The following is a 22456-nucleotide window of genomic DNA, read 5'->3' on the forward strand; positions in this document are numbered from 1 at the left end:
TCCGCCCACGTCCCGGTCCGGAAACCGGCAGGAACCACGCCCATGAACAAGAAACCCTTGATTGCCGTTGCCGTCGTGGCCCTGGTCGGCGCGGCCGGCGGCTGGTGGTACTTCCACCGCACATCCACGCCTTCCGACCAGCTCGTGCTCTACGGCAATGTCGACGTGCGCCAGGTCTCGCTGGCCTTCAATGCCAGCGAGCGCGTGGCCGAACTCGCGGTCCGCGAAGGCGACCCTGTGCGCGCAGGGCAGTTGCTGGGCAGGCTCGACACCCGCTCGCTGGTGCTGCGCGTGGCGCAGTCGCAGGCGCGCATCGGCGTGCAGGAACAGGCCCTGCTGCGCCTGAAGACCGGCAGCCGTCCCGAGGAAGTGGCACAGGCCGGCGCCCAGGTGGCCGCCGCGCAGGCCGATGCCGAGCTTGCGCAGCAGCAGCTCGCGCGCTTGCAGGCCATCGGCCAGACCACCGCCGGCCGCGCGGTGAGCCAGCAGGACCTCGACAGCGCGCAAGCCCGGCGCAAGGTGGCGCTGGCGCAGCTCGACAACGCGCGCAAGGCGCGGCAGCTCGTCGTCACCGGCCCGCGCAAGGAAGACATCGCGCAGGCACAGGCCCAGCTCGAATCCGCGCGCGCCGATCTCGCGCTCATGAACCACCAGCTCGCAGAGGCCGAGCTCAGGGCGCCCATCGACGCCGTGGTGCGCGCCCGCCTGCTCGAACCGGGCGACATGGCCTCGCCGCAGCGCCCTGCCTTCACGCTCGCGATCACCGATCCCAAGTGGGTGCGCGCCTATGTGGCCGAACCCGACCTCGGCCGGGTGAAGCCGGGCCAGGCCGCCAGCGTGACCACCGACAGCCAGCCCGGCGAGGCCATCGCCGGCAAGGTGGGCTACATCTCGTCGGTCGCCGAGTTCACGCCCAAGACCGTGCAGACCGAGGAGCTGCGCAGCAGCCTCGTCTACGAGATCCGCGTGATGGTCGACGACAGGCAGGACCGCCTGCGGCTCGGCATGCCGGCCACCGTGCGGCTGCAGCTCGCCGCCCCCACTTCCACCGGACAGCCCTGATGGCCGGCACCGGGCCGGCGGTGGCCGGACGCTCCCTGCACAAGCGCTTCACGGTCAAGGCGTCGAAGCAGACCGTGCATGCGCTGGCCGGCGTGTCGCTCGAAGTGCCCGCTGGCACGCTCACCGCGCTGGTCGGCCCCGACGGCGCCGGCAAGACCACGCTGCTGCGGCTGATGGCGGGCCTGATGCGCGTCGATGAAGGCGCGCTGCGCGTGCTCGGCATCGACGTGTCGRCCGACCCGCAGGCGGTGCAGGACCGCATCAGCTACATGCCCCAGCGCTTCGGGCTCTACGACGACCTGAGCGTGCAGGAAAACCTCGACCTCTACGCCGACCTGCACGGCGTGTCCGCCGGCCAGCGCCGCGAGCGCTATGCGCGGCTGATGGAAATGACCGACCTCGGCTGCTTCACCGACCGCCCCGCGGGCAAGCTCTCGGGCGGCATGAAGCAGAAGCTCGGCCTGGCCTGCACGCTGGTGCGCTCGCCGCAGCTGCTGCTGCTCGACGAGCCGACCGTGGGCGTCGACCCGCTCTCGCGGCGCGAACTCTGGCAGATCGTGCAGCAGCTGGTCGACGACGAGAAGCTCTCGGTGATCGTCAGCACCGCCTACCTCGACGAGGCCGAGCGCTGCAGCCACGTGTTCGTGCTGCGCGAAGGCAAGCTGCTCGCAGAGGGCACGCCGGCCGAGATTCGCGACCACGCACAGGGCATGTGCTTCGTCGCTGCGCCGCCGAACGGCGAAGCGCCGCGCCTCATGCAGGCCCGCCTGCTCGATGCGCAGCAGGACATCGTCGATGCCGTGCCGCGAGGCGGCGAGGTGCACTTCATCCGCCGCCAGGGCACGGACGATGCGGCGCTGCGCGTCCTGCTGGCCGGCGCGCGCGCCGAGCCGGTGCCGGCGCGGCTCGAGGACGGCTTCATGGCGCTGCTGCGCACGCAGCAGGCGCCCGCCTTCAACAACACCGCAGCTGCAGCGGCCAGCTCCGCGCCGGCCACAGGCGAACCCGGCGAGGTGGTCATCGAAGTCAAAGACCTGGTGCGCCGCTTCGGCGATTTCGTGGCCGTCGCGAGCACCAGCTTCTCCGTGCGGCGCGGCGAAATCTTCGGCCTGCTCGGCCCCAACGGCGCGGGCAAGACCACCACCTTCCGCATGCTCTGCGGCCTGCTTCCCGCGAGCGGCGGACGGCTGCGCGTGGCCGGCGTCGACCTGCGCCATGCGCGTGCCCAAGCCCGCCAGCGCATCGGCTACGTCTCGCAGAAGTTCGCGCTCTACGGCAACCTCACGGTGCGCGAGAACCTCTCGTTCTTCGGCGGCGCCTACGGCCTGCGCGGCCAGCGGCTGCGCGACCGCATGGACACCGTGCTGCGCCAGTTCGACCTCGAACGCGAACTCGACGCGCCCAGCGGCCAGCTGCCCGGCGGCTACCGGCAGCGGCTGGCGATGGCCACGGGCCTGCTGCACGAGCCCGAGATCCTGTTCCTCGACGAACCTACGAGCGGCGCCGACCCGCTGGCGCGCCGCGCGTTCTGGCGCCGCATCACGGCGCTGGCCGAAGGCGGCACCACCGTCGTCATCACGACCCACTTCATGGAAGAGGCCGAGTACTGCGACCGCATCGTGATCCAGGACGCCGGCAAGGTGCTGGCCATCGGTACGCCGCAAGAGGTGCGCACGCAGGCGCTCGATGGCGAGCACGGCGAAAAGCGCATCGACATGGAGCAGGCCTTCATCGGCATCGTCGAGAAGGCGCGGCGCAAGGACAAGGAAGGCGAAGGCGCCACCGAACAACCCGAAGGAGCCCCGGCATGAGCGGCTTCTGGTCCCGGCTGATTTCCCTCACGCGCAAGGAGTTCCGCCAGCTGCTGCGCGACCGCAGCAACCTCGCGATCGGCATCCTGCTGCCGATGGTGCTGATCCTGATCTTCGGCTACGGTATGTCGCTCGACGTGAAGAATGCGCCGGTGGCCGTGGTGCTCGAAGACGCCTCGCCGACCGCCCACGAAGCCATCGCGGGCCTGCAGCTGTCACCCACCATCGCGCCGGTGCTGCTGGGCTCCATGCACGACGCCGAAGCGCTGATGCGCGAGCGCAAGGTCGACGGCATCGTGCGCATCCCGAGCGATTTCTCGCGCTCGCTGGCCGCGGGCAACGCGCGCGTGCAGCTGATCGTGCATGGCGCCGATGCCGGGCGCGCTTCCATCATCCTCGCCTACGTCAGCGGCGCCCTCGCCCAGTCGGCGGTGCGGCAGGCCGACCGCATGGGCAGCGACACAGGTTCGGATGCGCCGCCTGTCGGCAGCGTCACGGTCGAGCAGCGCATGTGGTTCAACGCCGCGAACACCAGCACCTGGTACCTGGTGCCGGGGCTGATCGTGCTCATCATGACGCTGGTCGGCGCCTTCCTCACCGCGCTGGTGATGGCGCGCGAGTGGGAGCGCGGCACGCTGGAGGCGCTGTTCGTCACGCCGGTGCGGCCCGTCGAGATATTGCTGGCCAAGATCATTCCCTACTTCGCCGTCGGCATGCTGGGCCTCGCGCTCTGCCTGCTGGCGGCGCGCTTCCTGTTCGCGGTGCCGATGTACGGCTCGCTGTTCGTGGTGGTGTTCAGCTCGATGCTCTACCTGATCGTCGCCGTGAGCCTGGGCCTCGTGATCTCGTCGGTCACGCGCAACCAGTTCCTTGCGAGCCAGGTCGCGCTGATCGCGACCTTCATGCCGTCGATGATGCTGTCGGGCTTCCTGTTCGACCTGCGCAACGTGCCTGTCGCCGTGCGCGTGATCGGCCACGTCCTGCCGGCCACCTATTTCATGGACCTGATCAAGACGCTGTTCCTCGCGGGCGACGTCTGGCCGCTGATCTGGCGCAACTGCGCGATCCTGGCCGCCTATGCCGTGGGCCTGCTGCTGCTTGCCCGCGCCGTCACGCGCAAGAGCCTCGACTGAAGGACGCCATTCCATGATCGACTTTCTGCTGCGCGTCGCCAATCTCTGCAGGAAAGAGCTGCTCGCCATCCTCAAGGACCCGGCAAGCCGCGTGATCCTGTTCGTTCCCGCGATCATGCAAAGCCTCGTCTTCGGCTATGCCGCAACCTACGATCTCTCGAACGTGCCCTATGCGCTGCTCGACCAGAGCCACACCGGCGCCTCGGCGGAACTGATTGCGCACCTCGACAGCACGGGCGTGTTCCATCGCGTGGCCACGCTGCGCACGCAGGCCGACATCCGCGAGGTGATCGACACCGAAAAAGCGTTGCTCGTGATCCAGATCGCACCGAACTTCGAGCAGCAGCTCAGCGCGGGGCAGCCCGCAGCCATCCAGCTGATCCTCGATGCGCGCAATTCCAACACGGCGGGCTCGGCGGCCGGGTACGTGAGCGCGGTGGTCGCGCGCTACAACGCCGAGCTGCGCACGCGCGTGGGTGCGCCGCCGGCGCCGCTGCTCGTCGAATCGCGCGCCTGGTTCAACCCGAACCTCGAAACACGCTGGAACCTGCTGCCCGGCATGATCGCCGCGCTCAGCATGCTGCAGACGCTGCTGCTCACTGCGCTCTCGGTGGCGCGCGAGCGCGAGCAAGGCACCTTCGACCAGTTGCTGGTCACGCCGATGTCGCCGCTCGAAATCATGATCGGCAAGGCGCTGCCACCGGTGCTGGTCGGCCTCGCGCAGTCGTCGCTGATCCTGCTGGTGGCCCTGTTCTGGTTCGGCATTCCGATGGCGGGCTCGCTCGTCACGCTCTACACGGGGCTGGTGTTCTTCACGGTCGCGAGCGTGGGCATCGGCCTCTCGATCTCGGCCGTGTCGGCCAACATGCAGCAGGCGATGCTCTACACCTTCGTGCTGCTGATGCCGATGATGCTGCTGTCGGGCCTGACCACACCGGTGCGCAACATGCCGCACATCCTGCAGGTGATCACCATGGCCAATCCGCTGCGCTTCGCGATCGATATGGTGCAGCGCGTATATCTGGAGGGCGTGGGGCTGGGCGCGGTCTGGCACAACCTGATTCCGCTCTCGATCATCGCGGTCATCACGCTGCCGCTGGCGGCCTGGCTGTTCCGCAACCGCCTTGTTTGAGATGAAACCTTGCTTTGCTGTTCGTCGAGTTGTTGTGTTTGACGTTCGTTGTTCAGGGCGCGCTCACGCCGACGGTGTGCTCCGCTCCGCGAATGTCCCCCGGCGCGGCCTAGGGCCGCAAGCCTCCTCCTTTATTTCGCTGCGCAGAGCACACCATCGGCGTGATCGCTCAGAGCACTTGTTGATCGGCCAGCACTACAGCTGCGCCTCTCGTGCGCAGGGCACCGGGTGCTCCCCGCAGCGAAATAAAGGAGGAGCGAAGCGGGGGACATTCGCGGAGGGGAGCACCCGGTGGCCTGTGCACGCGCCCCGAAGAAACGCCCCCGGCCTTCGTGCCGGTTTCACGGGCTGCGGGTGGCGCTTTGTCGCCATGGAAAACTGAAATAAACGGGAGCGCACCATGCCCCTTCCCTCTCTTCCTCCCAACGCATCGGGCCCGCATCGCCTCGCGGCGGCGGCCATGACCGCACTCGCCCTCGCCGGCTGCGCCGTAGGGCCCGACCACAAGCCGGCCGAAGCCCGCGCGCCCGCCGACTGGTCCGCCTGGCATGGCGGCTCGCCGGCACTGCTCGGCGCGGAAAGGCAAGGCGCCGCCGCCGGCGGCATCGCATCCGGCGACTGGAAGGCCTTCGGCGATCCGTTGCTCGACCGTCTCGAAGCCATGGTGCTCGCGAGCAGTCCCGACCTGCAGACCGCCGCCCTTCGCTTCGCGCAGAGCCGCGTGCAGCGCACCACCACGGCCGCCCAGCAAGGCCCGCAGGTCAATGCCAGCGCTGGCGTCACACGGCAACGCCAGAGCGAAAGCGGTGCGGCCACGCGGATGATCGACGCGCTGGGCTCTTCCATCTCCAACAAGGACCAGCTGATCCGCACGCTCAGCGAGCCCTACAACCTCTACCAGGCCGGCTTCGACGCCTCATGGGAAATCGACCTGTGGGGCCGCGTGCGCCGCGCCATCGAGGCGGCCGATGCCGACGTGAGCGCCTCGTCCGCATTGCTCCGGCAGGCCCGGCTCAGCGTGCAGGCCGAAATGGCGCGCAACTATTTCGAGCTGCGCGGCACACAGCGCGAACTGCGCATCGCACGCGCCGACATCGCAGCGGCCGCCGAGTCGCTCGAACTGGTGCAGGCGCGCGCCGACGGCGGCCTGGTCACCGACCTGGACCCGGTGCGCCAGCGCGCGCTGGTGGCAGAACTGCGTGCGCGCATTCCCGCGCTGCTGCAGCAGGAGGCCGATGCGACGAACCGCATCACGCTGCTGGCCGGCGCCGCACCCGGCGCGCTGAACACCGAGCTGGCGGACACCGCCACCGGCGACGCACTCGACGCCCCCGCGCTGCCTCCCCTCGCGCTGGGCCTGCCCGCCGACCTCGCGCGCCGTCGCCCCGACATCGCGGCCGCCGAGGCGCAACTGCATGCCGCCACGGCCCGCATCGGCGTGGCCGTGGCCGACCTCTATCCGCGCGTGACGCTGGGTGCCGGCTTCGGCTACGAATCGGTGGGCAGCGAACGCTTCGGCGAATGGGGCAGCCGGCAGTGGCATGTCGGCCCGTCGATCAGCCTGCCGATCTTCGACAACGGCCGCCGCCGCGGCACCGTCGACCTGCGCGAGCTGCAGCAGCAGGAAGCGGCCGTGGCCTTCCAGCAGACCGTGCTCAAGGCCTGGCACGAGATCGACTCGGCGCTCTCCGCCTACGCCGCCGAGCGCCAGCGCCATGCCGAGCTGGCCGAACGTGAACGCCGCAGCCGCGATGCGCTGGTGCTGGCGCATGCACGCCATGCGGGCGGACTCACCGATTTCGGCGTCGAACTCGATGCGCGCCGCACGTTGCTGCAGGCGCGGCGCGACCAGGCGCAGAGCACCAGCCGGCTCGCGGTCGGCCTGGTGGCGGTCTACAAGGCGCTGGGCGGTGAGGTGATGGAAGTTTCAGCTCCCCGCAAGTAAAGAGTGAAAGCATGCGGTTTATTCGGGGTAACGAGAGCACCAGATCCTTCGCATTGCAAGCTGCGCAGAAGCGATCGGAATGAGCACCCCAACCCYTGCGCCTGTTGCCGTTGCCCCCTCGAGCCCGGCCCGAGGGCCGGCCCTCCGGTGCGGCCTCAGGGCCTGTTGGTGAAGCTCGCGTTGCCCAGTCCCGTGCCGATGGTCAGCACGCCCCAATGCCGCACGTCGCGCATGAAGGGCAGCTCGCTCAGCCCCTGCACCACCGCGTCGTTGTGGATCAGCACCAGCGTCGGGCCCGAGCCGATCATCGGCATGCGGCGCCACAGCGCGCTCGGCAGATGGAAGGCGTGGCTCTCCCAGTCGCCGGGCAGGTTCTGCGCACCGCGCGCGATCGAGCCGTCCTGCCGGATCAGCCCCGGGCAGCCGATGCCGATGAAGGGCGCGAGCCGGATCTTCTTGCGCTCGCTGTAGCGCACCATACCTTCGAGCATGCCGGCGATGTGCTCGACGATGTTGCCGCGGTTCGGTTCCTCCTCGGCGTGGCGCCATTTCTCGCGCCGCACCACCTTCGCGAGCGAGAAGTCGGGCGCCTTGCGGTGGCGTGTCTTGACGATGCCGCAGCGCACGTTGGTGCCGCCGATGTCCACGGCCAGGATGGCGTCGTGCTTCTTCAGCATGGCCGGGGGCGTCAGATGCACCCAGCCGATCAGGCCGCCGTCGTCGGCGTCGTGGGAGAGCCGTCCAAGCTGCACGTGCTGGTCCATCTCTTCGAGGATGGCGTCGGCCTGCAGGATCGCGCGCTCCCCCACGTCGCTCTCGGGAAAGCCGCCGCCGATCACGATGCGTTCGACCTTCTGCCAGGAAGGCTGGCGCAGGAAGCGCTGGATCACGGACGCCAGTTCCTCGGCGAACTCCTCGATGGCGCCATGCATCACGTCGGCGGCCTCGGACGCCTTTTTTTCCTGCAGCGCGCGGTCGAGTTTCTCCTTGCTGAGGTCGCGCGAATGCGACACGCCCAGCGGATCCTTGCCGGTCTTGCGGCGGCGCTTGCGCCAGCGCTCGAGCAGTTCCCTGAAAGCGGTCTGGCTGGCCTGGTCGCCGACGAAGCCGTCCTTGTCGCGAAGCTGCAGGCTGTAGCCATCGACCTGCAGGCCCGGGAGTTCGCGCAGGCCGTGGACATCGGGGCCCGGCAAGGTGGTTGGAGAGGATTTCTTCCTGGAGCGCTTGGACTTCATGGCGACCGACTGTGCGGCCCATCGCGCCCCCGCGGCATCGGCTCCGCGCACCACGGCGTGTAGGAAATCGGCGGGTACGCCAAACGAAGGGATGTCGATACACTGGCCCGGATGCACCTGCTCCGCAGCCTTCGGCGCGCCGCCCTGTTGTTCTCGATGGCCTGGCTTGCCGCCGCACCGGCGCAGGCCGCCGACGACACGCTGCGCGTCGGCTCCAAGCGCTTCACCGAGTCGTACATCCTTGCTGAACTGCTCGCGCAGACGGCAGCGCCGCACACTGCATCGCCGCCTGTCGTGCGGCAGGGCCTGGGCAACACGGCCATCGTCTACGAAGCGCTGCGCTCGGGCGCCATCGACCTCTATGCCGAATACACCGGCACCATTGCGTTGGAAATCCTCAAGGGCTCGCCGGCGGAAACGCGCGAGGCGATGAATGCGGCGCTCGCGCCGATGGGGCTGGGCGTGGCCATTCCGCTCGGCTTCAACGACGGCTATGCACTGGCGGTGCGCGCAGCCGATGCCGACCGGCTCGGCCTGCGCACGCTGAGCGACCTGGCGAAGCACCCCGAACTCAAGCTCGGCCTGTCGAACGAGTTCCTCGGCCGCGCCGACGGATGGAAGGGCCTGGCTGCGCGCTACGGCTTCACGCAGACGCCGACCGGCCTCGACCACGGGCTGGCCTACGAAGCGGTGGCGGCGAAGCAGATCGATGCGATCGACATCTACACCACCGACGCCAAGATCGAGCACCTGGGCCTGCGCGTGCTCGAAGACGACAGGAAATACTTTCCGCGCTACGACGCGGTGGTGCTCTACAAGCTCGACCTGCCGAAGCGGCTGCCGAAGGCATGGGCTGCGCTGCAGGCACTCGAAGGCAAGGTCGACGAGCACGCAATGATCGCGATGAACGCACGCGCCGAACTGCAGGGCGTGCCTTTCGACGCCATCGCGCGCGACTTCCTCGCCAGCGCCGGAAAGACCGGACCGGCACCGCCGCAGGAAACCCGGCGCGGCTTCACCGCCAAGCTCTTCGGCCCTGACCTCTGGCAGCTCACGCGCCAGCACCTGCTGCTCGTGGCGGTGTCGGTCGGCGTTGCCATCCTGATCGGCGTGCCGATCGCGATCCTGGTGTTTCCGCATGTGCAACTGCGTGCCGTCGTGCTGGGCTTTGCCAGCATCCTGCAAACCGTGCCGTCGCTGGCCCTGCTCGCGGTGCTGATCTCGATGCTCGGCGCCATCGGCACGGCGCCCGCCTTGATCGCGCTCACGCTCTACTCATTGCTGCCGATCATGCGCAACACGGTGACAGGTCTTTCCGAAGTGCCGAACGGCCTGCGCCTCGCGGGCACTGCGCTCGGCATGACGCCGCCGCAAAGCCTGCAGCTCGTGCTGCTGCCGCTGGCGCTGCCCACGCTGCTGGCCGGTGTGCGAACGGCCACCGCCATTGCCATCGGCACCGCCACCATCGCGGCCTTCATCGGCGCGGGCGGATTCGGCGAACGCATCGTGACGGGGCTGGCGCTCAACGACCGCGAGCTGCTCGTGGCCGGGGCGCTGCCGGCGGCGGCATTGGCGCTGCTGAGCGAGGGGATCTTCGAACTCGTGGAGTTCCTGATGCGGCGCCGCCGGCGCGCGCCGCCTTCTTCGCTTCCGCCATGAAGCAGTCGCGCAGCAGCGTGGCGCCCGCGCCCGGCGGCTTGTCGCTGCGGTGGCAGAAGTAGGCCTGGTGGTCGGTCTGTCCGCCGGGACCGATCCGGCCCACCGGCAGATGCACCAGCGTTCCGGCCGCAAGGTCGTCCGCCACCAGCCATGAAGGCATCTTTCCCCAACCGAGCCCGGCGCGCAGCAGCGCGAGCTTGATGTACATGTCGTTGACCCGCCAGGTGGTGGGCGAGAGCACGTCGAAATCGCGCCCTTCGCTCAAGGTGCTCGGGTCTTCGAGCACGATCTGCACGTGCTCGGCAGTCGCCGCGTCGAGGTCCTTCGCCCCACCCCGCCGGCCCGCGCAGGCCGCCAGCGCATGCGAAGGCGCTGCCACCGCCACCATCTGGAGTTGCATCACGAATTCGCGGCTGATCTTTTCGTCGGCATGGCCGAAGGCTGCAATGGCCAGGTTGCACCGGCCCGAATGCAACGCATCGATGGTGCCACCCATCGAGCTGTACTCGGCGCGGATCGCGATGCTCGGGTAGACCGCATGCAGCCCGCGGATCGCCTCGGCCACCAGGGCCGGCGAGACCAGCGTGTCGATGGCGATCGACAGCTCCAGCTCGATGCCCTGCTCCAGCCCCTGCGCGCGCGCGCGCAGCGCATCGACCTTCGACAGGATGACCCTGACGTCGCCCAGCAGCGCCTGGCCCGCGGACGTGAGCACCGGCTTGTGGCCGGAGCGGTCGAAGAGCCGTACCTGGAGCTGCGCTTCGAGATTGGCAATGGCATGGCTCACGGCCGATTGCACGCGGTGCAGCCTGGCGGCGCCGGCACGAAAGCTGCCCGCGTCCGCCACCACCGCGAACATCTGCATCTGGCTCAGGGTGAGGACGTCGATCATGATCTGTTCAATCGATTGAGTTGGACGATTTTATTTGCTTTCATTGATATCCGGTTCAGGCCACAGTCGAGGCATGCAGCAACCCCTTGAAATGTCCGGCACCCCGCCCGCCGCCGCCCGGCGCCTGCCCTCCGCGACCCCATGGCTCGGCGTGGGCATGGTGGTGATCGCCGGCGTGGTCGCCTCCCTGCAGGTCGGCAAGGTCGCGATCGCCGTGCCTCAGTTGCGCGCCGACTTCGGGCTCGACCTGTCGATGATCGGCTGGCTGATGGCGATGTTCTCGCTGCTCGGCGTGGTCGGCGCCATTCCGGTGGGCGCATGGATCGCGCGCGCCGGCGACAGGCGCTTGCTGCTCACGGGGCTGCTGGCCATCGCCATCGGCAGTGCCGCCGGTGCGCTGGCCAACGGCATTGCGGCGCTGCTGCTTGGGCGCGTGATCGAGGGTTTCGGATTCGTGCTGATCACCATCGCCGGCCCGGCGGTGCTCCAGCGCATCGTCGCGCCGGGCGGCAAGGACCTCGCCTTCGCGATCTGGAGCTGCTTCATGCCGGCCGGGATCGCCATTGCGCTCTTCATCGGTTCGGTGCTCGAAGGCTGGCGCGGCTTCTGGCTGGGCAATGCGGCGCTGGCGGGTGCGTTGACGGTGCTGGTGCTGCTGGCTGTCTCGCGCGACACCCGCCACGCAGACGACGCGGCGGCAACCTCGTGGCGCGGCGTGGGCCGGGATGCGGCCGCGACCGTCAGGGCCGGCGCGCCGACGCTGATCGCGGCGTCCTTTGCGATCTACAGCCTGCAGTTTTTCGCGCTCTTCAGTTTTCTGCCCGTGCTGCTGATCGAGCGCATGGGCGTGAGCGTGGGCACGGCAGGACTTCTCAGCGCCGTGGCCTGCTGCGCGAACATCGTGGGCAACCTCGCGGCCGGCATGCTGCTGGAGCGCGGCGTGGCGCGCTGGGTGCTGGTGGCCGTGGCGAGCGCGGTGATGAGCGTCTCGGCGCTCGGCATCTTCCTGCCCCTGCTGGGCGAAACGCCGACCTTCGTGCTGTGCCTTGTGTTTTCAGGCGTGGGCGGCATGCTGCCCGCGACCTTGATCGGCACGTCCGCGACGGTGGCGCCGAGCCCGCGGCTCGTCCCGATGGCCGTGGGCCTGCTGATGCTGGGCAGCAACCTGGGCCAGATGGTCGGCCCCGTGACCGTCGGCAGCGCGGTGGATGCGCTGGGCTGGTCCGCCGCGGCCGCCATCGTCGCGGYGGCGGGCGTGCTCGGCGTGCTGCTCGCGCTCGGCCTGCGGCGCGCAATGCGCCGCAGGCACGATGGCACGGAGAAAAATCAGGCCAGCGTGTAGGCCGTCTTCACCGTGGTGAAGAACTCCTGCGCGTACTTGCCCTGCTCGCGCGGGCCGTAGCTCGAGCCCTTGCGCCCGCCGAAAGGCACGTGGTAGTCCACGCCCGCCGTCGGCAGGTTGACCATCACCATGCCGGCCTGGCTGTGGCGCTTGAAGTGCGTGGCGTACTTCAGCGAGGTGGTGGCAATGCCGGCCGAGAGACCGAACTCGGTGTCGTTGGCCGTGGCCAGCGCCTCTTCGTAGTTCTTCACGCGGATCACGCTCGCGACGGGGCCGAAGATCTCTTCCTTGTTGATGCGCATCGCAGCGGCCGTTTCGCTGAAGAGCGCCGGCGACATGTAGTAGCCGTCGGTCTCGAGCTTGAGGCGCTCGCCGCCGGCCGCGAGCGTGGCGCCTTCGCCTTGGCCGATCTCGATGTAGTTCAAGTCCTGCTCGAGCTGCGACTTGGACGAGACGGGGCCCACATCGGTGCCCTGCGCCAGCGCATCGCCCACCTTGATCTTCGCCATGCGCGCCTTCATCGCCTCGATGAACTTCGGGTAGATGCCTTCGGTCACGATGAGCCGGCTCGACGCCGTGCAGCGCTGGCCGGTCGAGTAGAAGGCGCTCTGCACGCTCAGCTCCACGGCCTGCGCGAGGTCGGCGTCGTCCAGGATCACCTGCGGATTCTTGCCGCCCATCTCGAGCTGCACCTTCTTGTGGTTGGTGACGCACTGGACCGCGATGTTGCGGCCCACGCCCACCGAGCCGGTGAAGCTGATCGCATGGATGCCGGGGTGGTTGACCAGCGCCTCGCCGATCACGCTGCCGCGGCCCATCACGAGGTTGAACACGCCAGCCGGAATGCCCGAGCGGCTGATGATTTCGGACAGCGCCCAGGCGCTGCCCGGCACGAGGTCGGCGGGCTTCAAGACCACGCAGTTGCCGAAGGCCAGTGCCGGGGCGATCTTCCAGGCGGGAATGGCAATGGGGAAGTTCCAGGGCGTGATGAGGCCGACCACGCCGACCGGCTCGCGCGTGATTTCCACACCGATGTTGGGGCGCACCGACGGCAGCAGCTCGCCCGACAGGCGCAGGCATTCGCCCGCGAAGAACTTGAAGATCTGGCCCGCGCGCGTGGCTTCGCCGATGCCTTCGGCCTTGGTCTTGCCTTCTTCGCGCGCCAGCAGGGTGCCGAGCTCTTCCTTGCGCGCAAGGATCTCGGTGCCGATCTTGTCGAGCGCATCGGAACGCGCCTGGATGCTGCCGGTGGCCCAGGCCGGGAAGGCGGCGGTGGCAGCCGCTACCGCGGCATCGACGTGCGCCGCGTCGCCTTGCGTGTACTGGCCCAGCACGTCGGCGAGGTTGCTGGGGTTGACGTTGGGGCTGTAGCTTGCGCCGGCACGCCATTCGCCTGCGATCAGGTTGTCGAAGTTTTGCATGAGGGGTCCTTGCTGCTGCGAAATGAAAAAAGAAAGAAGCCGGAGCGATGGGGCCCGGCTGCGGAAAGGGATTCCGAGATTAAACCCTCATCGGACCATGCATGGACGCTTGTTGTCAAAGCTCCAATTGGGGATCAGGTATTGCATGGCCTGCGCGTCGTTGCGGGCGCCGAGGCCGTGCTTCAGGTAGAGCTGGTGGGCCTTCTCGACTTCGGCCATGTCGAGCTCGATACCCAGGCCACCTCGTGTCGGCACTTTCACGAAGCCTTCCTCGATCTGCAGCGGCGCTTTCGTCAGGCGTTGGCCGTCCTGCCAGATCCAGTGCGTGTCGATGGCCGTGACCTTGCCGGGCGCGGCGGCCGCCACGTGCGTGAACATCGCGAGCGACACGTCGAAATGGTTGTTCGAATGCGAGCCCCAGGTCAGGCCCCAGGCCTGGCACAGCTGCGCCACGCGCACCGAGCCCTGCATCGTCCAGAAGTGCGGATCGGCCAGCGGAATGTCGACCGATTGCAGCGAGAGGCTGTGCACCATCTCGCGCCAGTCGGTGGCCACCATGTTGGTGGCGGTCGGCAGGCCCGTGGCGCGGCGGAACTCGGCCATCACTTCGCGGCCCGAGAACACGCCTTCGGCGCCGCACGGGTCTTCGGCATAGGCCATCACGCCGTGCAGGTCGCGGCAGAGGCGGATCGCGTCCTGCAGCAGCCAGCCGCCGTTCGGGTCGAGCGTGACGCGCGCCTGCGGAAAGCGCTCGTGCAGCGCGCGGATCGCCTCGACTTCTTCCTCGCCGCGCAGCACGCCGCCCTTGAGCTTGAAGTCGGTGAAGCCGTAGCGCGCATGCGTGGCCTCGGCCAGACGCACGATGGCCTCGGGCGTCATCGCCTCTTCATGGCGCAGGCGGAACCAGTCGTTGCCGGCGCCGGGATCGGTCTCGTACGGCAGGTCGGTCTTGTTGCGGTCGCCCACGTAGAAGAGGTAGCCGAGCATCTGTACCGCATCGCGCTGCTGGCCTTCGCCGAGCAGCGCGGCCACGGGCACTTCGAGGAACTGGCCCAGCAGGTCGAGCAGCGCGGCTTCGACGGCCGTCACCGCATGGATGGTCACGCGCAGGTCGAAGGTCTGCTGCCCGCGGCCGCCGCTGTCGCGCCCGGCGAAGGCGCTGCGCAGGCTGTTGAGCACGGCATTGTGGCGGCCGATGGGCTGRCCCACGATGAGGTCGCGCGCATCTTCGAGCGTCTGGCGGATCTTCTCGCCGCCGGGCACTTCGCCGACGCCGGTGTGGCCGGCGCTGTCGGTCAGGATCAGCAGGTTGCGCGTGAAGAACGGGCCGTGCGCGCCACTCAAGTTCATCAGCATGCTGTCGTGGCCCGCGACGGGCACTACGCGCATGCCGGTGACGACGGGCGCGCCCGACACGACTTTGGAAACAACGGATTCAGGACTTGTCATCTTCGGGCTCGGTGCCTCAGTCTGCAGTGATATGGCGAGTGTCGATCAATGTCTTCCATCGCGCCCATTCGCGCAGCTGGAAGGCGGTGAATTCTTCGGGCGTGCTGGCGACGATTTCGAGGCCCTGGTCGAGCATGCGCTTCTTCGTCTCGGGGTCCTGCATCGCGGCGATCACCGCGTCGCTCAGCTTCTTCTTCAGGGCGGACGGCAGTCCCTTGGGCGCGGCCATGCCTTGCCACGAGTAGACCTCGGCGCCCTTCACACCGGCCTCGGCCAGCGTGGGCACGTCGGGCAGCACGGGCGAGCGCCTGTCGCCGGTGACGGCAATGGCGCGCAGCTTGCCCGCGCGGATGTGCGGCAGCACGGCATTCACGTTCTGGAACGAGAAGTCGACCTGGTTGCCCAGCAGGTCATTGACCGCCGGAGCGCCGCCCTTGTAAGGCACGTGCACGCCCTCGGTCTTGCTCTGCTGCCAGAACAGCTCGGCCGAGAGATGGTCGGACGAGCCGTTGCCCGAACTCGCGAACGAGACCTTGCCGGGCGTCTTGCGCAGCAGCGCCAGCACATCGGCCACGGTGTGCTCGGGCCGCGCGACGTTGGCGACCAGCACGTTGGGCGCCTGCACGGGCACGCTGATGTAGTCGAAGTCCTTGGTGGCGTCGTAGGGCACGCTCTTCTGCAGGTGCGGCGTGACGACGAAGGCGCCGAGCGAGGACACCAGCAGCGTGTAGCCGTCGGGTGCCGCGCGCTTGACCTGGCCGGTGCCGATCGTGCCGGTCGCGCCGGGCCGGTTGTCGACGACGAAGCTGCCGCCGAGCCTGGTCTGCAATTGCAGCGCCAGTGCGCGCGCCACCATGTCGGTGGAGCCGCCGGCGGGGAACGGTACGACGATGGTCACCGGCTTCTGCTGCGGCCATGCGTCGGCTTGCGCCGAGGCATGCAGGGGCAGCAGCGCGGTGACGGCCAGCGCGAGGCCCGTCGCCAGAAAACCTCTCTTCTTCATTCGCGCAACCGATCAGGAAGTGATGCGCACGGCCTGACGGGCTAACAGCTTCCAGTCACCGCCGCCCTGCTTCTGCCAGACGCCGAGAATCTTGAGCGCCACCTTGCCGGGCTTGCCCGAATCGATGGTGTCGGCCGCCAGCGTGTGGCGCACGATGGCGGTGTTGGCGTCGACCACCTTGATGGTCTGGTCGGTGATCGTGATGCTCACGAAGTCCGACTTGCCGTCGAGCAGGTCGCTGATGAAGCTGGCCTTGGTGTCGACCTTGCCGCCCGAGTGGCCGTAGCTCAGGTCGTCGGACACGAGTGCGCCCAGCGCTGCAGCGGTCGGATCGACCATCGCGATGCGCAGCCGCTCGGCAGCCGCAGCCACCGCAGGCTGGGCCGATGATGCGCCGCCACCGCCGGCGGGCGCGATGTTGGCGCAGCCCGCGAACATCGCGACCGAAGCGGCAATGAGGAAAAGTTTTTTGACGAGCATGTCGTTGTCTCCTGTTGTTGTGTCTTGTGCTGCCGACTGCAAAGCCGGTCCGCTTACTGCGGGCCGAGGGTGGCGATCAACGCCTTCAGCTCTTCCATCTCGGCCGGCTTGAGGTCGGTGAGCGGCGCGCGCACCGGGCCTGCGTCGTGGCCGACGATCTTGGCGCCCGCCTTCACGATGCTCACCGCGTAGCCCGGCGTGCGGTTGCGCAGCTCGAGGTAGGGCATGAAGAAGTTCTTCAGCAGGCGGTGCTGCGTCGGCAGGTCGTCGGCCGCGACCGCGTGGTAGAAGTCCATCGCCGTCTTCGGGATGAAGTTGAAGACCGCCGACGAATACACCGGCGTGCCCATGGCCTTGTAGGCCGCTGCATAGACTTCCGCCGTGGGCAGGCCGCCCAGGTAGGCGAATCGGTCGCCCATCTTCTGGTAGATCGCGACCATCGCCTCGATGTCGCCCACGCCGTCCTTGAAGCCGACGAGGTTCGGGTTGCGCTCGGCCAGGCCGGCCAGCGTGTCGGGCTTGAGGCGGCTGGACGCGCGGTTGTAGACGATCACGCCGAACTTCACGCTCTTGCACACGGCCTCGACGTGCGCGGCCAGGCCTTCCTGGCCGGCTTCGGTGAGGTAGTGCGGCAGCAGCAGGATGCCGTGCGCGCCGGCCTTCTCGGCGGCTTGTGCGCACTGGATCGCAAAGCGCGTCGGGCCGCCGGCGCCGGCAATGATCGGCACCACGCCGCGGCAGGTGTCGACCGCGGCCTGGATGATGCCGGGGTACTCGTCGCCGGTCAGCGAGAAGAACTCGCCGGTGCCGCCTGCGGCGAACAGCGCGCTCGCGCCGTAGGGGGCGAGCCACTCGAGACGCTCGACGTAGCCCTTCTTGTTGAAGTCGCCGTTGCTGTCGAAGTCGGTCAACGGGAACGAGARCAGGCCGGAGCCCATGATGGTCTTGAGTTCTTGCGGGTTCATCGGGAAAAGTCCAGTGAAGATTTGGATGAGGAAAAAGAAAAGGGGTGGTGGCCGGTCAGTCGAGCTTGACGCTGGCCTCTTTGATCACCTGAGCCCAGCGCGCACGTTCTTTCGCGAAGAACTGGTCCTGCTCGGGCGCGGTCATGGTCACGACCTCGGCGCCCTGCCCCGCGAGGCGGGYGCGGATGTCGGGCGTGCGGATGATGCGGACCAGCTCCTTGTTGAGGCGGGCAATCACCGCATCGGGCGTGCCACGCGCCGCGACCACGCCCTGCCATGTGCCCGACTCGTAGCCGGGCACACCCTGCTCCGCGATGGTCGGCACGTTGCCGATCAGCGGCATGCGCGTCGGCTTGGACACTGCAATCAGCTTGAGCTTGCCGCTCTGGACATGCGGATAGGTGGCGAGCATGCCGTTCATCAGCACCTGCGTCTGACCCGACACGGTGTCGAGCACGGCCTGCACGCCGCCCTTGTAGGGCACGTATTCCCACTTGGCGCCGCTCTTGCGCTGCAGCTCGACGCCCGCGAGGTGGGCGGTGCTGCCGCTGGCGGTGACGGCGAAGTTGAGATCGCTCTTCTTCGAGAGTTCGACGAGCTCCTTCAGCGTGCTGGCCTGCACCGAGGGGTGCACCACCAGCAGGTGCGGCGAATACGCCAGCATGGCCACGCTGCGCAGGTCCTTCGAGGGATCGAACGGCAGCTTGGGGTACAGYGACGGGCTGATGGCCAGCGCGCCGAGGTCGCACAGCATCACGGTGTGGCCGTCGGCCGGGGCCTTGGCCAGCATGTCGGCGCCGAGGTTGCCGTTGGCACCCGCGCGGTTCTCGATCACCACCGGCTGGCCCAACGCATCCGACAGCGGCTGGCTGATGGAGCGCGCAATGATGTCGGACGACCCGCCCGGCGGGTACGGAACGATGAGCTTGATCGGCTTGGACGGCCAATTTCCGCCGCTGCCTTGCGCGAATGCGCGCACCGGCAAGCTGGCGGCCAAGGTCGTGGCCAGGGCGGCGCCGAGTGCGCCGCGTCGATTGATGGTCATGTGATGCCTCCAGTTATTCGATGTGCCCCATGGCTTCGCCCGGGTGTCCGAGCGAGTGATCAGTCATCGTACAACTAGAAAAACAGCTTGTCGAGCGTTGAATGCAAAAAAAATCAGCGCGAAGGGGGCTTGTCGGGCGAAGCGGCGCCCGCCGCCTCGGCTTTTGCCTTCTGCTGCTGCGCGGCCTCCTGCGCCATGCGCAGGCGCTCGCGGCTGTTGGTCAGGTGGATGCGCATGGCGGCGCGCGCCGACTCGGGATCCTTGCGCGCGATCGCCGCATAGATCTCTTCGTGCTCGCGATTGACGCGGCTCAGGTACGCGCCGCCGTCCTGGATGCGGATGGCGCTGATGCGCGTGCGCGGAATGATCGTGGTGCCCAGGTGCCGCATGATGTCGGCGAAATACGGGTTGCCGGTCGACTGCGCGATCTGCAGGTGAAAGCGGAAATCGGGCGCCACGGTGTCGCCGGCGGTCGCCACGTTGTGCTCGAAGTCGTCGAGCGCCTGGCGCATCGCCACCAGCTGCTCGTCGGTGCGGCGGCTCGCCGCCAGCCCGGCCGATTCCGTCTCGAGGCTGATGCGCAGCTCCAGCACGGCCAGCACATCGACCGAGGCGGCGATCTCGCCGGGGTCGAGGCGGAACACGCCGCCCGGCCGCGGCTGCAGCACGAAGGTGCCCACGCCGTGCAGCGTCTCGACCAGCCCGCCGGCCTGCAGCTTCGACAGCGCCTCGCGCACCACCGTGCGGCTCACGCCGTAGGCCTGCATGATGGCCGACTCGGTGGGAAGCTTGTCCCCCGGGCGCAGCGACTGGCTGCGGATTTTTTCGCCCAGGTCTTCCACCAGTCCGTGCGCCAGGCCGCGGGCACGCTGGCGCGGCCGCCCCACGAAGGACGTGCCACCCGCGGCTTCTGCCGCCGCATCGGAAACCAAGGGATTACCCGCAGTCGTCTGGACCATGGCCACGATAATAATCCTCAATTAGTTGTACGACAACAGATAACTCATCACTTGGACCGCTCCGAGGGCCGCTGCGTGAAGCATTCGACGACCTGGCTGCACCGGCATCGTACCGGCGGCCTCCGGTGACTGCCCCGCCGCGCCACCCCATTCATCACACCCCGGAAAAAAATGCCGACGCCTCAACAAGCCTCCAACAACAAGCTCGAACGCCTCCTGCTGACCGGCGCGGCAGGCGGCCTGGGCAAGGTGCTGCGCGAGCGCCTCAAGCCGTATGCCAGGGTGCTGCGCCTGTCCGACATCGCCGCATTGGCCCCGGCCGCGGACGCGAGCGAGGAAGTGGTGCCCTGCGACCTCTCGGACAAGGCCGCGGTGCATGACCTGCTGGYCGGCTGCGACGCGATCGTGCACCTCGGCGGCGTGTCCGTCGAGCGCCCGTTCGAGGAAATCCTCGAAGCCAACATCAAGGGCATCTTCAACGTCTACGAAGCCGCGCGCCGCCACGGCGTCAAGCGCGTGGTGTTCGCCAGCTCCAACCATGTGATCGGCTTCTACAAGCAGACCGAGCACATCGACGCGCATGCCGCGCGCCGGCCCGACGGCTACTACGGCCTGTCGAAGTCCTTCGGCGAGGACATGGCGCAGTTCTACTTCGACCGCTGGGGCATCGAGACGGTCAGCATCCGCATCGGCTCGTCGTTCCCCGAGCCGCTCAACCGCCGGATGATGAGCACCTGGCTCAGCTACCGCGACCTGACCACGCTGATCGAGAAGTCGCTCTTCACGCCGGACGTGAAGCACACGATCGTCTACGGCATGTCGAACAACCGCGACGTGTGGTGGGACAACGGCGCCGCTGCCCACCTGGGCTTCGTGCCGCAGGACGGCTCCGAGGTGTTCCGCGACAAGGTCGAGGCACAGCCGCCGGTCGCGCCGACCGACCCCAACGCCATCTACCAGGGCGGCGCCTTCACCGCGCAAGGGCCCTTCGGCGATGCCAGCTGAGCTCGTTCTCGACGCACGCAACGGCACCGGTGAAAGCCCGGTGTGGCATGCCGCGGAGCAGGCGCTGTATTGGGTCGATATCCCGGCGCGCGCGCTGCACCGCTGGCATGCGAGCGAAGGCCACGCGCAATGGCATGCGAATGAAATGATCGCCTGCATCGCACCGCGTGCCGATGCGCCGGGCACATGGATTGCAGGCATGGAAAGCGGCCTGTTCTCGCTGCAGCCGCAGGCCGGCGGCACGCTGGCAGCCACATCGCTCGCGCACGTCGAGCACGCAGCGCCGGCCATGCGCTTCAACGATGGCCGCTGCGACCGCCAAGGCCGCTTCTGGGCCGGCACGATGCTGCGCGACATGGCCGCCGGCGCACGCGTCGGTCGCCTCTACAGCTACGGCAAAGGCAGCGACAGCGCTGCCATGTGCCTGGACGATTTCATCGTCCCCAACGGCCTCGCCTTCAGCCCCGACGGCCGCACGATGTACCTCTCGGATTCGCATCCCACCGTGCAGGCCGTCTGGGCCTTCGACTACGACACCGACACGGGCACGCCGAGCAACCGCCGCCTGTTCGTCGACATGAAGCCCCTGCCCGGCCGTCCCGATGGCGCAGCCATGGACGCCGACGGCTGCTACTGGATCTGCGGCAACGACGCGGGCCTGGYGYACCGCTTCACGCCCGATGGCCGGCTCGACCGCTCGCTGGCGGTGCCGGTCAAGAAGCCGGCGATGTGCGCCTTCGGCGGCCCGGCGCTCGACACGCTCTTCGTCACCTCCATCCGGCCCGGCGGCACCGACCTGTCGGACCAGCCGCTGGCCGGCGGCGTGTTCGCGCTGCGGCCCGGCGTCACCGGCGTTCCGGAGGCGGCGTTCGGCATCTGAGTTTTTTCTGAAGCCCCTTTTTTTTCGACAACCACCAAGCAGAGGACGAGACAAATGAAATTCACCAAGACCCTTATCGCAATTTCCGCGTGCGCCGCAGCCGCGCTGACCACATTGGCTGCACACGCCACCGAGTTCCGCTCGGCCGACATCCATCCCGACGACTATCCGACCGTGACCGCGGTCAAGTTCATGAGCGAACGGCTCAAGGCGCTGTCGGGCGGCAAGCACACCATCAAGGTGTTCAACAACAGCTCCCTCGGCAGCGAGAAGGACACCATCGAGCAGACCAAGATCGGCGCGCTGCAGATGGTGCGCGTGAACATCGCACCGATGAACAACATCTGCGCCGAGACGCAGGTGCCGACCATGCCCTTCCTGTTCCGTTCGGTCGACCACCTGCACAAGGTGCTCGACGGCCCGATCGGCGAAGAGATCCTGAAGTCGTGCGAGAAGCAGGGCTTCGTCGGCCTCGCCTACTACGACAGCGGCGCGCGCTCGATGTTCACGGCCAAGAAGCCGGTGCGCACTTTTGCCGACATGAAGGGCCTGAAGGTCCGCGTGCAGCAGTCCGACCTGTGGGTGTCGATGCTCGAAGCCATGGGCGCCAACGCCACGCCGATGCCCATGGGCGAGGTCTACACGGGCCTGAAGACCGGCCTGATCGACGCCGCCGAGAACAACTACCCCACCTATGAAAGCGCACGCGCCTTCGAAGTGGCCAAGTACTACAGCAAGACCGAGCACTCGATGGCGCCCGAAATGCTGCTGTTCTCCAAGCGCGCGTGGGACAAGCTCTCGACCGAGGAACAAGGCTGGATCCGCCAGGCCGCCAAGGAGTCGGTGCCCTACATGCGCAAGCAGTGGGAAGAGCGCGAGATCAAGTCGCTCGCCACGGTGAAGGCCGGCGGCGCCGAGATCATCGACGTCGACAAGGCCCCGTTCCAGGCCGCGATGAAGCCGGTGTACGACAAGTTCATCACCGACGCGAAGCTCAAGGACCTCGTCAAGCGCGTGCAGGACACGAAGTAAGTCCGC

18 protein-coding genes and 1 pseudogene are annotated in these 22456 nt (G+C 68.1%); 10 read left to right on the forward strand and 9 right to left on the reverse strand.

The annotated features are described in order from the left end of the window. The first annotated feature begins 42 nt into the window (after positions 1–42). The 5 genes from AC1DXX_RS15330 to AC1DXX_RS15350 all read left to right on the forward strand — a co-directional run bounded on the left by AC1DXX_RS15330 (position 43) and on the right by AC1DXX_RS15350 (position 7083). Positions 43–1062 (forward strand): HlyD family secretion protein, encoded by a 1020-nt coding sequence (locus AC1DXX_RS15330; RefSeq protein ID WP_478135058.1) that lies wholly within the window; start codon positions 43–45, stop codon positions 1060–1062. Then, positions 1062–2873 carry an ATP-binding cassette domain-containing protein gene (locus tag AC1DXX_RS15335; RefSeq protein WP_478135059.1) on the forward strand — a complete coding sequence of 604 codons (1812 nt, stop codon included), beginning with the start codon at positions 1062–1064 and terminating at the stop codon, positions 2871–2873. The genes AC1DXX_RS15330 and AC1DXX_RS15335 overlap by 1 nt, the downstream gene beginning before the upstream one ends. Continuing rightward, entirely contained in the window at positions 2870–4006 is a 1137-nt protein-coding gene (locus AC1DXX_RS15340; RefSeq protein WP_478135060.1) for an ABC transporter permease, read from the forward strand. Before AC1DXX_RS15335 ends, AC1DXX_RS15340 begins: the two co-directional genes overlap by 4 nt. A 13-nt stretch (positions 4007–4019) precedes the next feature. Continuing rightward, on the forward strand, positions 4020–5138 hold the full coding sequence (locus tag AC1DXX_RS15345) for an ABC transporter permease (protein ID WP_478135061.1): 1119 nt from the start codon (positions 4020–4022) through the stop codon (positions 5136–5138). Positions 5139–5598: 460 nt separating this feature from the next. After that, entirely contained in the window at positions 5599–7083 is a 1485-nt protein-coding gene (locus AC1DXX_RS15350; RefSeq protein WP_478135086.1) for an efflux transporter outer membrane subunit, read from the forward strand. A gap of 155 nt (positions 7084–7238) precedes the next feature. Here AC1DXX_RS15350 and AC1DXX_RS15355 read toward each other — a convergent pair whose 3' ends face one another. After that, on the reverse strand, positions 7239–8318 hold the full coding sequence (locus AC1DXX_RS15355) for an ROK family protein (RefSeq protein ID WP_478135062.1): 1080 nt from the start codon (positions 8316–8318) through the stop codon (positions 7239–7241). Positions 8319–8429: 111 nt separating this feature from the next. Between AC1DXX_RS15355 and AC1DXX_RS15360 the strand changes: the two genes are divergently transcribed. After that, a complete protein-coding gene (locus tag AC1DXX_RS15360) occupies positions 8430–9977 on the forward strand; it encodes an ABC transporter permease/substrate-binding protein (RefSeq protein WP_478135063.1) in 1548 nt (515 codons plus the stop codon). A gap of 49 nt (positions 9978–10026) precedes the next feature. Here AC1DXX_RS15360 and AC1DXX_RS15365 read toward each other — a convergent pair. Then, a pseudogene (locus AC1DXX_RS15365) lies at positions 10027–10869 on the reverse strand (LysR family transcriptional regulator); the annotation flags it as partial. 73 nt (positions 10870–10942) lie between these two features. Between AC1DXX_RS15365 and AC1DXX_RS15370 the strand changes: the two are divergent. Beyond that, positions 10943–12211 (forward strand): MFS transporter, encoded by a 1269-nt coding sequence (locus AC1DXX_RS15370; RefSeq protein ID WP_478135064.1) that lies wholly within the window; start codon positions 10943–10945, stop codon positions 12209–12211. Here AC1DXX_RS15370 and AC1DXX_RS15375 read toward each other — a convergent pair. The 7 genes from AC1DXX_RS15375 to AC1DXX_RS15405 all read right to left on the reverse strand — a co-directional run bounded on the left by AC1DXX_RS15375 (position 12196) and on the right by AC1DXX_RS15405 (position 19533). Further along, entirely contained in the window at positions 12196–13632 is a 1437-nt protein-coding gene (locus AC1DXX_RS15375; protein WP_478135065.1) for an aldehyde dehydrogenase family protein, read from the reverse strand. The two genes, AC1DXX_RS15370 and AC1DXX_RS15375, sit on opposite strands and share 16 nt — an antisense overlap. A gap of 87 nt (positions 13633–13719) precedes the next feature. Next, entirely contained in the window at positions 13720–15081 is a 1362-nt protein-coding gene (gudD, locus tag AC1DXX_RS15380; RefSeq protein WP_478135066.1) for a glucarate dehydratase, read from the reverse strand. A 16-nt stretch (positions 15082–15097) separates the two neighbouring features. After that, the gene (locus AC1DXX_RS15385; RefSeq protein WP_478135067.1) at positions 15098–16084 is read right to left on the reverse strand and encodes a Bug family tripartite tricarboxylate transporter substrate binding protein; all 987 of its coding nucleotides are present in this window, start codon (positions 16082–16084) and stop codon (positions 15098–15100) included. 12 nt (positions 16085–16096) lie between these two features. Next, positions 16097–16564 (reverse strand): nuclear transport factor 2 family protein, encoded by a 468-nt coding sequence (locus AC1DXX_RS15390; protein WP_478135068.1) that lies wholly within the window; start codon positions 16562–16564, stop codon positions 16097–16099. 53 nt (positions 16565–16617) lie between these two features. Continuing rightward, positions 16618–17529, reverse strand: a complete 912-nt coding sequence (gene kdgD / locus AC1DXX_RS15395; protein ID WP_478135069.1) for a 5-dehydro-4-deoxyglucarate dehydratase — start codon at positions 17527–17529, stop codon at positions 16618–16620. 55 nt (positions 17530–17584) lie between these two features. After that, positions 17585–18574, reverse strand: coding sequence for a Bug family tripartite tricarboxylate transporter substrate binding protein (locus AC1DXX_RS15400; protein ID WP_478135070.1), 990 nt, complete (start codon positions 18572–18574; stop codon positions 17585–17587). A 113-nt stretch (positions 18575–18687) separates the two neighbouring features. Then, positions 18688–19533 (reverse strand): FadR/GntR family transcriptional regulator, encoded by an 846-nt coding sequence (locus tag AC1DXX_RS15405; protein WP_478135071.1) that lies wholly within the window; start codon positions 19531–19533, stop codon positions 18688–18690. Positions 19534–19704: 171 nt separating this feature from the next. Here AC1DXX_RS15405 and AC1DXX_RS15410 point away from each other — a divergent pair, with 171 nt between their 5' ends. From AC1DXX_RS15410 to AC1DXX_RS15420, 3 genes are read left to right on the forward strand one after another with little or no spacing between them, the layout of a single operon-like run. Further along, complete coding sequence (locus tag AC1DXX_RS15410) at positions 19705–20538, forward strand: NAD-dependent epimerase/dehydratase family protein (protein ID WP_478135072.1); 834 nt, start codon at positions 19705–19707, stop codon at positions 20536–20538. After that, positions 20528–21418, forward strand: a complete 891-nt coding sequence (locus AC1DXX_RS15415; RefSeq protein ID WP_478135073.1) for an SMP-30/gluconolactonase/LRE family protein — start codon at positions 20528–20530, stop codon at positions 21416–21418. Before AC1DXX_RS15410 ends, AC1DXX_RS15415 begins: the two co-directional genes overlap by 11 nt. A gap of 54 nt (positions 21419–21472) precedes the next feature. Further along, positions 21473–22450, forward strand: coding sequence for a TRAP transporter substrate-binding protein (locus AC1DXX_RS15420; RefSeq protein WP_478135074.1), 978 nt, complete (start codon positions 21473–21475; stop codon positions 22448–22450). Positions 22451–22456: the final 6 nt, after the last annotated feature.

Source organism: Variovorax sp. P4_B10 (assembly GCF_056402375.1).